We start from the raw sequence: 15,696 nt of genomic DNA on the forward strand, positions 1-15,696 counted from the left end.
ATAAAAACAAAAACCAAGATGAACAAAAACACGATTTCCAAATGGTTCTCGATGTTCGTGCTCATGATGGCCGGTATTACGGGAGCGACTGCACAGTCGCTCACCGTTGCCGACGCCACATTGGTACCGGGCAAGACAAAGGTTGTTTCTATTAGCCTGGATGCAGCCGAAGGACAAACCATCTATGGTATTCAAACGGATATTACTCTGAGTAAGGGTCTTAAGATTAACGCTGCCACTGCAGCCAACACAGCCATTCACTTCAACCAGAACAAGTTGGAAAGCGGTGCTACCCGCGTAGCCCTGCTGTCACTGGGTGGTGAGGCCATCCCTGCTGGTGAGGCTATCAAACTGACCATCGAGGCCGATGCCTCATTCAAGAATGGTAGCATAGACCTGGCCAACACCAAGTTGACCACCACCGCTACTGGTACAGAAATCAACGTTGACGCCACCAGCGCCATCATCGACACCTACGACTGTCTCCCCTATCAGAAATATATCATCGGCAACTATACCTCAGAGAAATTCCTCGGTGCCGGCAACGGCTGGGGCACACAAGCCTCACTCGTGGCCCATCCTGAGTACGTAAAACTGGACTACAACGAAGCCGACGGCACCTATAAGTTGGAGTCACAGGTAAGCAATGGTGGCAATAAGTATTATTTCAATGGTGACTACATGGACAGCAATGCCCCTGTATCGCTGACACTCAAGAAGATTGAGGAGCCCCTTGGCTATCAGGACGAGGAAGAGACAAAGCCCATCTTTGGCTATACCATCTCTGATGGCGACAACTATTATGGTTGGGACGGCACCTCTACCGTACTGGGCAAGAACCTGTCGGCTACCGACGAGAATGCCATCTGGCTTATCATGCCACTGGACGAGGCAAAAGCCGGTCTGGTAAACGCCACGCTCGAAGAGCCGCTCGACGCCACCATGCTGATTGAAGACCATGACTTTGGTCGTAACAACCGCTATCAGGACAAATGGACAATGGTTGCAAGCAACCAGAATCTCTCTGGCGGTGAGGACAAGAATGGCACTATTGGTAACAACTGTGCTGAGTCATGGCACTCAACATTCACCCTGAGTCAGACACTGGCCGACGCTCCCGCTGGTATCTATGCACTGACAGCACAGGGATTCTACGGTCAGGACGGCAGTGACAATGAGCACCTACCCGTATTCTATGCCAACGACGCTACTCAGACATTCCCATTGAAGACTGGCTCTGAAGCCTCTATGACAGCTGCAAGTCAGTCTTTCTCTGCAGGCAAATACACTATCGAGCCCCTGGTCTTCGAGTTGAAAGAAGGCGAGACACTGACTATCGGTGCCAAGCTCGAGGGCAACACCAGCCTGTGGTGTATCTGGGATAACTTCACCCTGACCTACTATGGTAAGAATACCACCATCGAGGATGTGAAGGCGGAGTCTCTTCGCAAGCAAGTAGACGAATTGCGCGAGAAGGCAACCGCATTATATGATGAGGTAGAAGTAGAAAGCATCAAGGCTGTACTAGATAATGCTATCAACTCAACAGAATCTGTATCGGGTGCCGAGGCTATCAACAATGCCATCGCTACCCTGAAGACTGCCATCGAGAAGGGTGAGGCCTCTCTCGAAGCCAAGGCTAAGCTGGCCAAGATGAAGGAACTCATCGACGCTACCAATGTTTATACTGCCGAGGCCAAGAATGAATACTACGACCAGTGGGAAGTGAAGTATCTCGACGGAACGATTACTAAGGCAGAAGCCAATGCGCTGCAGGATCCATTCCTCGTAACAGGATGGCGCGCCAATGTTAACGTTGACGACCTGCTGATGAGCGTATGGGATGAAGAGCCCATGAACTGGGACAGTTATCACGTGAACACATGGAGTACTGAAGGTGAGAATGACGGCTCTGAATTCAAGGTTCCTTTCATTGAATATTGGACAGGCGATGGTGACTCTCTGGCTGTCAAGACTCTTACCGCAACTATAAATGGCGTTGAGCCTGGTATATATGACGTCACAGCTTGGGTACGTATTCGCAGAAAGAATACTGATTCTGCCATCAAGACTCCTTACGGTATCACCATGCAGGCAAACGATGATATGGCTACTACTGTTTGCGATGGAACACAGGTTGGCACCTCACAGTTCTACTTGAAGGAAGTGACAACAACTGGTACTGTTGCTGAGGACGGTGTACTGAAAATCAAGTTCAACGTAGCTGCCGATAACAACATCTCTTGGCTGAGCTTCAAGAACGTGAACTATGCTTTACACATCAATCCTGATAAGGAAGAGCTCGCAGCTCCTCAAGGATGGTATAGTCTGATTTCGAATGGTAACCTTGCCTCTGAGGATGTAACGAGCTTCCTAACGAGAACTGTCCAAGCTACAGAATTCGTTGGAGCCAATATCGTTCCCGGTGCAGGTGAAGACCAAAGCCGAGGTATCGTTGTAAAGACAAACGAGTCAAATCTTTCATTTGATACTCAGTTCTACATTAACTTTAGCGAAGCACTGCCAAAGGGAACAAAGTTGCATGTTGAGTTCGACTATAAAGCCAAAGTCGAAGGCTCTGTAGTGATGTTCTCTTTCTGTGGCGACCCACTTGAACCTGCAGACCTCCATAAAGGCTATCTTATTGAAGTCAGCAAGGGATGGAACAAATTCTCACAGGACATTACCGTTGAATATAAGAATCTCAAGAGTCTGGGTATCTTCCTCAATTGTATTAATGAGGCAAACACCTATTACTTCGATAACTTCGGTGTATGGGCCAAGAAGCCTGTCAAGCCCGCTAATCCAATATTTACCCCTGCTGGTGGAGAATACTCTAAAGCAAAGAAGGTAACTATTGCCTGCGAGACTGAGGGCGCTTCTATCTACTACACACTCGATGGTACGATTCCAACGGCAAAAAGCACGCTCTACACTGAGCCTATTGCTATTAGCGAAACAACAACTGTGAAAGCTATCGCAGTTCTGGAGGACCAAGAGAGCAGAGTTGTTGAAGCAACCTACACCATCACACCTCTTGACGACAGCTTTGTAGAAATTGCTCAGAGTCAGAGCTCTGATATCCAGGACGGTGCTAGTCGTGCAACAGTTGTAGAAGGCGAAGGGTTTACCCAGTACACCACAGACGGTAATGTTTGCGTTATCTTCAAGATGTATGATGTAAATGTGAAGAATTGCGACTACGTGGTTGTGAAGTTCGCTGAGCCTGTACCTGCAGGTATCAAAATTGCATTCTGGGCTCAGAACGGAACAGACAATGTTGAAGTTCCCGCAGGTGCAACAGAATACAAGTATGTATTTGCGGAGGACGCCAAGTGCGCTATCGCTAACGACATTCTGCCACAGATTACCTTGCTGACACTCTGGAATCCACAGACTGTCAAGGTTGAGGGCGTTTACAAGCATCAGCTTCCCGTTGCTGACGCTATCAGCAACATCACTACCGATGCTCAGAAGACTGCCATATTCAACCTGAATGGTCAGAAGGTGAACAAGGCTCAGAAGGGTCTCTTCATCATCAATGGCAAGAAAGTGCTTGTAAAATAAGGCCTTCCCCCTCCCCTGAGGGGAACAAAAAACAGCCCTCACCGCAATGACGCGGTGGGGGCTGTTTCTTTTTCTTCTTGTCGCGCGGACACCACAGATGGCACTGATTTTTTCTTCTTTTTCTTGGATTATTCATTTTTTCTATTTATTTTTGCAGCCGATTATGTGAACTAATTTACTTACTAACAATAACAACAACTAAAAACAATTAAACATTCCAAGAAGAAAACTTCCGGAAATAAGGTGCCCCCACTGGCCCTACCACTAAGAATGGAGGGTAATAATAGGTCCGCAGAAGGGCACAGAAGACCTACAAAACTAAAACTATAAGCGCTGACGGACCAGCAGGCGCATATTTCATTACTAACAAAAAACAATAATGAAACGAAATTTACTAAGAACGCTATTCCTAAGTATCATGATGATTTTGGGAGCAACAGGTGTTTGGGCTGATGAGATTACTGCCACGCTTGACCACACGGCTGGTGCTCAATGGGGCAGCAACACAGGTGCTTCAACTGTTGATGCAGAGAAAGAGCATTACAATAATGATGCTGCCACTGCATGGGCTGGTTGTGCCTACGCCAAGTTCTCGTACACCATTCCAGAAGGTCACTCTATCACAAAAGCCCAACTAACGTATAGTGTTAATCAGGGGGGCAGGTCTGGTCGTGATGACATTATCTATTACATGAAGAAAGATTTTGACCTTGATTGGGCTACATTCGCAGGTCAAACGGGTCTTGATCTCCGTAATGCAAGCAACCGCGCAGACAAAGCTGTTGCTGCTGCTTCAACAGGAGGTACTGGCGACAGAATAAATCTGTCACAGGATGTAACAGATGCCGTAAAAGCCATCTTCAATGAAGGACAGAACTACATCATTTTCCAATGGACAGGAAACGCTGGCGGTGCAGACCTTTATGGTAAAGCTTCAGCAAACGCGCCAACACTGGTTATCACTACTGCCGATGTCAGCAGTGTAACATCCTATACAGTAAAGTTTACTGACGGAACCAACGAACTCAAGGATGCTGCCGTTTATACTAATGTGGCTATTGGCTCTGAACAGACTGCAAGTTCTGCCGACATAGCTTCTTTCGTCGTGGGTGATAAAAAATACATCTATGTATCTGGCAATTCAACAATTACAACCGTAGCAGATGCTGCTACAAATGTGATTACATTAGTATTCCGCGAGGCCGCAACTTATAACTATACGGTTAAGAGTAGTCTTGGTACAACTATTTTTGAAGGAACAGGATTCGAAAGTGACGCAATCACTTATTATTTCCCTCAATACTTATTATCAGAGGGAGTATTATACAATACCCCAGCAAACAACAAGGAGTACCGAAACACTACAACTCTTGATGCAGACAACAAGGTCATTACAGTTAATTATTCTGCTACCGAGACAAATGACATCGTATTCCTGAAAGAAGCAGAAGATATCGAGGGAGCAACAGCCTCTGCCGCAAGTAATGCCGATATCCGCTGTTCAATGGGTAAAGGTGCTTTCTTTGCTAACGATGCTGTTGTTACGACCCTCCAACCTGGCAAGTACAAGTTGACCGCTCAGGTTTGGGGTAACGCTACTACTACCTTTGTTATCAAGGCTGGTGAAGCAACTGTATTGTCTATTGATACCAAAGGATACGTCTATTCTGAGACTTCAGAAGAATTTGAATTAACAAAAGCCACCGATATTACTATTCCTGCTGTTGGTAACGAGAACCGTGTTCTTGACCTTGTCTACATTCAGAAGACTGGCGACGTAGAGGTTGCTGATCCTAACGACTATACCAGCTATATCGTAAATGCTGACCTTACTGGTGAGGGGGGCTTCGATGCTACAGGCACGAAGGGTATTAGTGGCGGTATTGTGAAGGTCGGAAATGCTTCAGCATTCGACTTCAAGCAGACTATCGCGAACCTGCCCGCAGGTAAATATAAGGTAACTGCACAGGCTGCTTATCGCTTTGGTGCTGACGAGGCTGCAGAGGCTGCTGCTATTACTGCCGGTACTGACACTAAACTGGTTCAGCTTTATGCTACCGTAGGTGAGAAAACCGTAGCTACCAAAGTTCAAAACCGCTATGACGGTGCTTCTGAGACTGACTACGCCAACGGCAGCGGTTCTGTAACCGTGAACGAGAAGTTCGTTCCCAACTCATCTGATGCTGTGAAGGCTTGGTTTGCTGCTGGCAAGTATGTAAACGAGGTTACCTTCAACCTGCCTGCTGATGGTGCTGTTACAATTGGAATCAACAGAACCGGCACACCAGAGTCTGACTACACCGTTATTGGTCCTTGGACACTGACACGTCTCGGTGATGCAGAGGTTGAGCCAGAGCCTGCTATCGAGCCTGGAACCGATATGACAAGCAAGATTGTGAACCCAAGCTTTGAGACAGGTGACTTGACTGGCTGGACAGTAACTAATAGTTCTGATACTGGCGTTAAGCCTAACAGCAATGCTACCTACACCGCCGAGGGATGCGATGGTGACTATCTGTTCAACACATGGTGGAAAGGTAATCCCATCACTCAGACAATCGCAGGTCTGCCCAATGGTCTGTACGAGTTGAAGGTGCTTGTAACCAACGACGCTGGCGAAGGCAACAACGATAAGCCATGCATCTTCCTGATTGCCAATGGCGCCCACAGTGATGCCATTCCTACAACGACAAAGTCTAAGTTCGAAGAAGGAAGTCTGCAGTTCTATGTAATTGATGGTACAGCAACTATCGGCGTTGTCGGTGGCAATGGCGATGGTACATTCAACGCTGGTGGCTACTATTGGTACAAGGCTGACAATTTCCGTCTGAAATACGTAGCAGCACTGCCTTCTGTTGACGATATCGAGATTCCTGAAGGCAAGATGAGTGTAGCAGCTGCCAATGCAATTACGACAGCTAAGGAAGCTGGTGATGTTATTGCACTGATGACTGCCGTAAAGAATGCCAAAGCATCTATTGAGGCTTACGCCCACATGAAGAAGGTGCTTGATGACATGACTGCTATAGCAGAGGCAACAAACGTCTATACTGCTGAGGCTAAGACTACATTCGATGCTGCCGTTGCCGCTGCACAGAAGGGATACGAAGAAGGTACGGTGAGCGATGCTGATGCTTCTGCATTCAACTATGGCTCTCGTCTTGAGGGAACCCTTCCCACCCTGCTGCTCTCTGCCTTTACTTCTACTGTTGAGGGCACTCCGTATATCAACACATGGAGTGTTGAGGGAAACAACGACGGTTCAAACTTCTACACCCCATTCTTCGAGTATTGGGTAAGCGATGGTAATTCGCTCGGTGCTAACGACATCACTGCTACACTGAACGGTGTTGAACCTGGTAAGTATGATGTTACCGCATGGGTACGCGTACGCGCTAAAAATGGTTATGAGGCTCCTGCTACTGGAATTACCATGCAGGCTAACGACGGCGAAGCTGTCAACGTAGCTGCAGGCGATCAGGTTGGTACCTCACAGTTCTTCCTGAAGGAGTTCACTGCTACAGGTACTGTTGCAGAGAACGGCGTACTGAAGATCAAGTTCAACGTGGCTGCCGACAACAACATCTCTTGGCTGAGCTTCAAGAACGTAATGGTTACTAAGAATCTTGGCGAGCCAATCTTTACATTGAATGCCAAGGTTGGTGAAGAAGTATCTATCAAGCCTGGTGTATATGATGAGTTCGACGTCTTCTCAGTTGACTTTGGTGATGGTGTACTTGTAACAGACTCTGTAGGTCACCAGAATAAGGGTGTATGCGTCAATGATGGTACTGAGACCTGGCCTCAGAAGGAAGGTACTACCCACACTAGTATTACTGAGTTCAAGGGTACTGTAGCTGGCGATGGTATTATTAAGGTATATGGTAACAGCGACATCTGGTATCTGGCTGTTTCTGGTGCTACCCTTGCTGTAGACCAGCCCAAGCTGAAGAAGGTTGTTCAGTTCACGATGAGCAAGGTAGCTGTTGAGTCTCTCGACCTGACAGGTCTTGATAACATGGAGATCTTCAGCTTCTCACAGGGTTCTTTGAAGAACATTAATGTGAAGAACAATGCTGCTCTGACCAACCTCACTATCAACAACAACACTGCATCTGCCTTCGAGAGCGTCCTTGAGAGTCTCGACCTGAGCGGCAATGCCAATCTTGAACAGTTGAACGTGATGGCTGCCAGCGCAACCAAGCCTGGTGTTCTGAAAACTCTTGACCTGAGTGCTAACACGAAGCTCACCAACTTGTACGCTCAGTATAATGCTCTTGAGAGTGTGATTCTGCCAGAGAATGCAGAACTTAGCTTCGCAAACCTGCAGAACAACAAGATTGCAGCTATCGACCTGTCAAAGGTTGCCAGCCTGAAGGACACCTATCTGAACAATAACCTGCTGACAGAAGTTGACCTGTCAAAGGTTGTTGCAGGAGCAAACTTGTATTTGGACGGCAACCAGCTGACCACAGTTAATGTTCCCGTTATTGTTAAGAACCTTCAGCTGAACGACAACAAACTGACAAGTGCCACTATTGCAGGCGCTACAGCTTCTTGCAAGTTGGAGAACAATGCATTCACACTGGCTACGCTCCCTGCTCAGCCCGCAGGTCTGAACACTGCTAGCAAGACAAAGAAGTTTACCTACGCTCCTCAGGCTGCAATGCAGGTTGCTGAGACCGTTAGCGAGCTTGATCTCACTTCACAACTGACTGTGGCTAAGGGTGAATTGAATCCTGAGACTGTAGGAGAGGCTGCTGCCTATACTACATGGCTCGAGAACCAGACTACATCCTTCAGCTTCGTTACCGCTGGTGGTAATGCACTTGTTGAGGGTACCGACTATGAAGTAGTTGAGCCTGGTAAGTTCAAGTTCCTGAAGGCTCAGGAAGAGAAGGTACACGCTGTGATGCTGAATGCCGCATTCCCCAAGTTCACTGAGGCTGCACCATTCACAACTACTGAGTTCACCGTTGAGGCTGCTACTGGAGAAGAATTTGAGGAAGTAAAGGTTACTTATGCATTAAAGGAAGGCGAGACTCACGTTTCTGCCGACGTTGTAGAGGTTAAGAACGAGGATAAGGTTGTAGCTACAATCACCTATGGTGAGGCTGGTGGTGAGGCCTTCCATGCAGCAGCTGCAAACGCTGCAGTTGAAGGATTTGAAGCCTTTACAGATGGTAACGGTCAAAACGGCAACAAGGAAGGTGGCACATTCTACACCATCGTTCCAAAGTTTGACGGTAAGATTGACGTTGCAGTCGTTCTGAACAAAGACAAGTCTTTCTACATCTTAGAGGATGGTACTGCACTGACCGACTTCGATGGAATCACAGTTTCTGATAAGATGTATGGCACCTTCACATTCGACGTGAAGGCAGAAAAGGCATACAAGATCTATGCTGCTGGCACTAAGTTGGGCTTCTACGGTTTCAACTACACCTATAAGCAGGCTAAGCAGCCCGAAGTAACAGAACTTGAGCTGACGCTTAACGTAGAGCGTTACACAGGCATGGGTTACGGTGCTACTGAGGCTACAGTAGACTTCACTGAGGCTAAGGCATTCTTGGGTGTTGAAGCTATCACAGAGGATATGCTGAGCGTTCTGAATCCCGATGGTAACGCCATCAGTGACTTTAAGGCTTACGACGGTTGGTTCAACGGTGAAGGAGTTGCCGAAACTTGGGGTGATAACACTAAGATCAACGTGAAGTTCTTCGAAGCAATCGCTGGTGAAGGCAAGTACAGCATCTGCGACATGAACGGTGCCGACGAGGTAGGCAAGACCTACAGCGTGAAGTGGCAGCTCGCAGCCAACGGTAAGAAGGTGATCTACACCATCAACGTAACATTCGTAGCTGCTCCTGAATTCAAGCCTGAGATTGTTAAGACAATCGACGTACCTGTATATATGACAGCTGAGGCTGCTTACGAAGGACTGACAGCTCAGTTTGATGCTGCCGAGGTTGCTACAGCACTCAACATTGCTTCTATCGCTGATGCTAAGGCTTACATCGTTAACGTGACAACAGGTAGCTTCGTTGAGAATACCACCGACGGATGGCGCGATGCTAATGGTGATGCTACTCAATGGCCAAATGCAACCAATGGTCTCTGTGCAAAGATTCAAGATCCAGCATCTGGTACAATTGATTACCTGGGTACCCACGACGCTAACTTCATGGAGAACGATACCTACACTGCAAAGTGGGGCTTCGTTGCAAACGAGAAGGCTGTGGTACTCAACATCAATATTACCTTCAAGTCTGCTGCCTTCATGACAAGAATTAATTCTATGAAGTCTGACAGCCAGCAGGGTACTATCTACAACCTGAATGGTCAGAAGGTGAACAAGGCTCAGAAGGGTCTGAACATCATCAACGGCAAAAAGATCGTGATTAAGTGAGTATAAAGCTCGAGATTATGATTTAGTAAGCATAAAGCAGAGCAAAACCAACAAGCCCTCACCGCAATAAAGCGTTGGGGGCTTGTTTTTTGTGTTAAAACAGGCTCAATAAGGCCCTTTTATCGATTTGTCTCACAATTAGGTATGAAACAAAAGATACAACAAAATGAGACAAAAGGCAAAATGTCTTGTTATTATATATTGTATCTTTGCACCCGAAAATAAATCAATGTTATTTACCTATTAACACTTTTACATTAACTAAAAACAATTAAATCATGAGATTAATTACAAAATTGTGGGCAACACTGTTGCTACTATGTGTAGCTGGTGTTGCAAGTGCCGCGACGGAGTATGAGGTCGATCAAAGGTTCACGAGTATCAGTGACCTGGATGGCAAGTCGTTTGCTATCGTTGACGAGACGCCCACTACTCCTACCGCAATGGGAATCGGTATCACAGGACATGGACAAGGTTGGGACATGTACTTTGGAACCATTACCGAAGCTTACAACTCTAATGCTTGCTTCTATAAATTAGAAGCTGTAACAACCGAAGGTCTAGAGGGTTATTACTATCTTCGCACCTACAAAGCCGATGGCAACATGTATACGGCATGGGGTAATACCACCACCATGGGCTATTTCAATTCACAGCTTGCAGACAAAAGTTGCTGCTTTGCTCTTGGTCTGGAGGGCAGAAACGGTCAGGATGGTACAAACTTAGCCATCTGGGCAATTGAAGAGAGTGAAGGAAAATTCGCACTGAAAAATATCGGCACGGGACTTTATCTTCACGCCGACAACCTGCCTGCTAAATACGAGGACGCCTTCTATTTTACATTCTGCTCACTGAAGGAAAAGGCTCAGACCGATCCATTGGCTTCAGAGAAGGACGATCTTTCTACTGCCATTGCCAAAGGTAAAATGATTAAAGCCTTAGCTTACACAGATGCTACATTCGGTGCCCTTACCACAGCTATTACTGACGGTGAGACCGCATTGGCTTCTACTGAGGCTACCGCAACAAGCCTGACTAATGCTACTAACGCTATTACCAATGCTATTGAGGCATTGGCACTGAAGGCAGGCTTTACAAGTCTGCAGGATGTAGATTTTGGTGTATTTAATGGTTGGGGTGCTGAAGCCACGCTGACACAAAAAGTAGCTCCCACATGGGATCTTTTCAAAGCTACCGGACAGTCATACGGTGACCCCAGCGTGAATAATCGCGCAGATGTATCTGCTTTTGATAAGTTGTATGTTGTAGCCGTTAGCGGCTCACCACGTATTCTGATGAACCGTGACGCTGACAATGGACAGTGGAACGAGACCGAGGCTGAGTCACACCTGATTGACAACACGAAGGGTGGCTGGTCTGCAAAGTATTTCTCTACGGAAGATGGTATCACCACCGTAGATCTGAAGCAACTGGTAGCTGATAAGGGTTTTGCTCACCTCACCGCTATCAAGAGCTATGACAACAACGTTATCTCAGGTCTGTACCTCTATAAGGAGGCTACCGTAGCTAACGAGGATGTACTTCCTATTGACATTCAGTTTGGTGAAAGTTATAATGATAAGAAAGTACAGAATTACACTTCCACCTGGACCGCTACCAAGGATGGAAAGACTTGGACTATCGTAAACTTCAACAACAATAACAGCGGATGGGATTTGATTAAATGCGGCAGCAAGAACGACGCTAGCGTAGCCACTATTACATCTCCTGCTATCAATGCTGTTGTAAAGAGTTATGTCATTTCTTTGACTAAGGCCTCAAATATCAACTCTGCCAAACTGACCATCATGAATGGTGAGGAGAAAGTTGGCGAAGACATTGATATCACAGAGAAGTTTGTTGTTGGTGACGTAGTTGTTCCTGTAGAAAGTCAGAAGGGCTACAGCTACGTTCTGACCATTGACAACAAGCAAGCCAGCGGAAACGGTTCTGTTGAAATTTCAAAGATTACACTGTCTGGCGAAGCTATTCAGCCTGTTGAGCCTGTTCACATTGAAAACACTGCAGAGACAGCTTACACCGTAGCCAAGGCTATCGAACTTATTGACGCTGGTGAAGCACTGAGTGAGACTGTATTCGTAAAGGGTATTGTGTCTAAGGTCGATGAGTACAACGAACAGTATAAGAATATCAGCTACTGGATTTCTGATGATGGTACCACCGAGAGTGCACAGTTCGAGTGCTTCCGCGGTAAGGGTATTGACGGTGCAGACTTCACCTCTATTGATGATATTAAGGTAGGTGCTAACGTTATTATAAAGGGCACCATGAAGAAGTATGTCAAAGAAGGACAAGCCGACATCTACGAGTTCAATCAGAACAACGAGTTGGTAAGCTATGAAGCTCCTGTTGCTCCCGCTGAGTTGTTCGCTGGTGAGACAGGAAAATACTATATCTTCAATACTGCTGCAGAGAAATATCTTGGTGCAGGCAACAGTTGGGGAACTCAGGCTTCACTTCTGAAGAATCCTGATTTCGTAACGCTGATTAAACAACCCGATGGAACCTATCAGCTGGAGTCACAGGTAAGCAATGGTGACAACAAGTATTTCTTCAACGGCAGCTTCATGGACAGCAATGCTCCTGTGAACCTGACCATTACAAAGATTCCTGAAGCTTTTGGCTATAAGGATGAACAAGAAACCGAACCTGTATATGCTTACACTATTGCTACTGGTGAGAAGTTCTATGGATGGGATGGTACTACCACTGTTCTGGCTTCTAACCTTACTGCAGACAACGAGAATGCAGCTTGGTTGATTTTCACAGAGTCTGAAATCCTGGATGGCTTAAAGGAAGCAACTGCAGAAAATCCCGTAGATGCCACATTCTTGATTACAGACCACACCTTTGGTCGTAACCACCGCAATGTAAGCGCTTGGACTAACGAAGGCGGTGCAGCTCTTACTGGCGGTAACAGCGATAAGCACGACGCAGAGAAATTTCATGGTGCATTCAATGTTTACCAGAAGTTGACCAAGGCTCCCGCAGGTATCTATAAGTTCACCGCCCAAGGCTTCTATCGTCAGGACGGTACTGATGAAGAGAATCTGCCTGTATTCTATGCAAACGATGTTACATCACTGTTCCCTGTGAAGACTGGTGCCGAGAATAGCATGGCTGACGCCTGCACATCATTCGAAGCAGGTCTCTATGCAGCAGAGCCCATCTACGTGCAAGTGACAGAAGATGGTGAGTTGACAGTTGGCGCAAAACTCGAGACAAATGCATCCCTGTGGTGTATCTGGGATAACTTCGAATTGTTCTATTACGGCAATGAGGCAACACTCGAACAGGTGAAAAATGCTGCCATCATCGCTGAGTTGGATGAACTCCGCACTAATGCTTCTGAAAAGATTGAAGACGCTGAAGTAGAGGCTGTCAAGACAGCTCTTCAGGATGCTTTGACCGCTACCGCTGAAGTAGATAAGTCTGATGCAGAGGCTATCAAGACAGCTATCGCCACTCTGAAGGCTGCCGTCGAGAAGGCAGAAGCTTCTCTCGAAGCCAAGGCTAAGCTGGCCAAGATGAAGGAACTCATCGACGCCACAAATGTTTATACTGCCGAGGCTAAGAATGCATACTACGACCAGTGGGTTGTGAAGTACAACGACGGAACGATTACAAAGACAGAGGCCAATGCGCTGCAGGATCCATTCCTCGTAACAGGATGGCACGCCAATGTCACCGTGGACAACTTCCTGCTCTCTGCATGGGATACCAACCCTGACTTCCAGGATGCTGCATACTACATCAACACATGGAGCAATGAGGGCGAGACTGACGGTTCTAACTTCAAGGTGCCCTTCTTCGAATATTGGACGAATGATGACAAATCTCTGGCCGAAAAGGCCCTGACAGCTACCATGAACGGTCTGGAGGCTGGTAACTATGACGTCACCGCTTGGGTACGCGTACGCGCTAAGAATGGTTATGAAGCACCTGTTACTGGTATCACCATGCAGGCTAACGACGGCGAGGCTGTTGACGTAGCTGCAGGTGATCAGGTTGGCGAAAGTCAGTTCTACATGAAGGAGTTCACCGCAACAGGAACAGTTGCTGAGGACGGCATACTGAAAATCAAGTTCAACGTGGCTGCCGACAACAACATCTCTTGGCTGAGCTTCAAGAACGTGAAATTTGGTGAGCATCAGATTACTCCGGAAGAAATTGCGGCTCTCGAATTAGAGGCAGCCAAAGCAGATCTCCAAACCGCCATCACTGCAGCCAAGGCTATCGAAACCGAAGGCAAGAATGGTGCAGATGCACTGGCTACTGCTATCACAGATGCCGAGACAGCTTTGAATGCTGCTGACGCTACTGTTGAAACTATCGCTACCGCAAAGGCCAATCTGGCTGACGCTATCATCCTGTTTGACAAGGCAAACCTTGATGCTAACCTCATAGAGATTGCACAGGAACAGCAGGATCAAGAGGGTGGTGTTGTAACTCTGGCCACATCCGAAAAGAATGAAAAGACTGGTGTAATAACCTATACTTCTAAAGACCAGGTTAGCGTTATCTTCAAGATGAAGAATGTTGATGTATCAAATTGCGACTACATTCTCTTCAAGTTTACAGAACCCACACCTGCAGGTCTCAGTTATGCATTCTGGACAAACAACAAGAACAAGGAACTGCCTGCTGGCATTACCGAGTTCAAGTATGTCTTCGCAGAGGATAATGAAAGTGAAATCAAGGATGGTATTATCCCTGAAATCAGTCTTCTGACTATCTTTACTGGTGCAGGAAAGGTTGTTAAGGTTGCCGGTGTCTATAAGCATCAGGTTCCTGTAGAGGTTACTCATACTTGGGACTTCACAAAGTGGAGCGAGGCTACCGTTGCAAACCTGAAGGCCGAGGCCGCAAAGGTTACTGTATCTGCTGATCCAGACAAGGAAGGTAACACGAAGTGTGAGGACAACGGAGCACTGTGGTCTGACCACGAAAAGAAGCCCGGCACGACCTGTGATACTTATGCCGCTTCAAAGGACAACTGCTTCTGGTATGTTGGAGGCGAGGCTACGCCTACTGCCAACGGTACCGCTATTGCAGAGTTTGCAGGTCTGCAGTTCAACACTGCTTACGGTGCTTCTCGTGCACTGGCTATTGCAGTGAACTATCCTTCAACTTCTATTGGTACTTATAACGGTCCTTCATACCTCTGGTTCGGCGGTAAGGGTCAGACCATTATGACTATCCCCGCAGTGAAGGGTGGATCTACCATCAAGATTGGTGTTGAGTCACACAAGAGCAGTGAGGCTCGTGGCATACAGTTGTTCGCAGGTGAGACAGAGTTGAAGGACGCTGAAGGCAACGCCGTTGCAGCTCCTAAGACTTACACCGAGCAGACGTGGGTTGTTCCCGCAGGTGTTGCTTACGACATCGTTGTGAAGAACACCAACGGCTGCCACATCTACTTCATCGATGCTGAGCAGGATGAGAATACTCTGACAAGCATCAACACCGTGAAGAGCAACGTGATGAACAATGCTATCTACAACCTGAACGGTCAGAAGGTGAACAAGGCTCAGAAGGGTCTCTTCATCATCAATGGCAAGAAGGTCGTTAAGTAATAGACATTCCCTACCCCTCCCCACATAAGGAGGGTACAAAACGGCCCTCACCGCAAGATGCGGTGGGGGCTATTTTTTATAGATAATTGCAAGAATATCAAGATTTATTATTACCTTTGCCAA

The 15,696-nt window shown here is 47.0% G+C and carries 3 protein-coding genes; all 3 read left to right on the forward strand.

Features of this window, described 5'->3' with window-relative positions; all coding sequences use genetic code 11:
- The first annotated feature begins 18 nt into the window (after window positions 1–18).
- The 3 genes from L6468_RS12660 (at window position 19) to L6468_RS12670 (ending at window position 15,573) form a co-directional block, all read left to right on the forward strand.
- Window positions 19–3,567, forward strand: coding sequence for a chitobiase/beta-hexosaminidase C-terminal domain-containing protein (locus L6468_RS12660; RefSeq protein ID WP_237793488.1), 3,549 nt, complete (start codon window positions 19–21; stop codon window positions 3,565–3,567).
- Between the two features lie 379 nt (window positions 3,568–3,946).
- A complete protein-coding gene (locus L6468_RS12665; protein WP_237793489.1) occupies window positions 3,947–9,976 on the forward strand; it encodes a hypothetical protein in 6,030 nt (2,009 codons plus the stop codon).
- A 278-nt stretch (window positions 9,977–10,254) separates the two neighbouring features.
- A complete protein-coding gene (locus L6468_RS12670) occupies window positions 10,255–15,573 on the forward strand; it encodes a hypothetical protein (RefSeq protein WP_237793490.1) in 5,319 nt (1,772 codons plus the stop codon).
- The last annotated feature ends 123 nt before the right edge of the window (window positions 15,574–15,696 follow it).

It is taken from the genome of Prevotella communis, from assembly GCF_022024115.1.
Classification (GTDB): domain Bacteria; phylum Bacteroidota; class Bacteroidia; order Bacteroidales; family Bacteroidaceae; genus Prevotella; species Prevotella communis.

Excerpts from the sequence above, each read along its gene's own strand:
- L6468_RS12665 (WP_237793489.1), top strand. The coding sequence starts at position 3,947 with ATGAAACGAAATTTACTAAGAACGCTATTCCTAAGTATCATGATGATT.
- L6468_RS12670 (WP_237793490.1), top strand. The coding sequence starts at position 10,255 with ATGAGATTAATTACAAAATTGTGGGCAACACTGTTGCTACTATGTGTA.
- L6468_RS12660 (WP_237793488.1), top strand. The coding sequence starts at position 19 with ATGAACAAAAACACGATTTCCAAATGGTTCTCGATGTTCGTGCTCATG.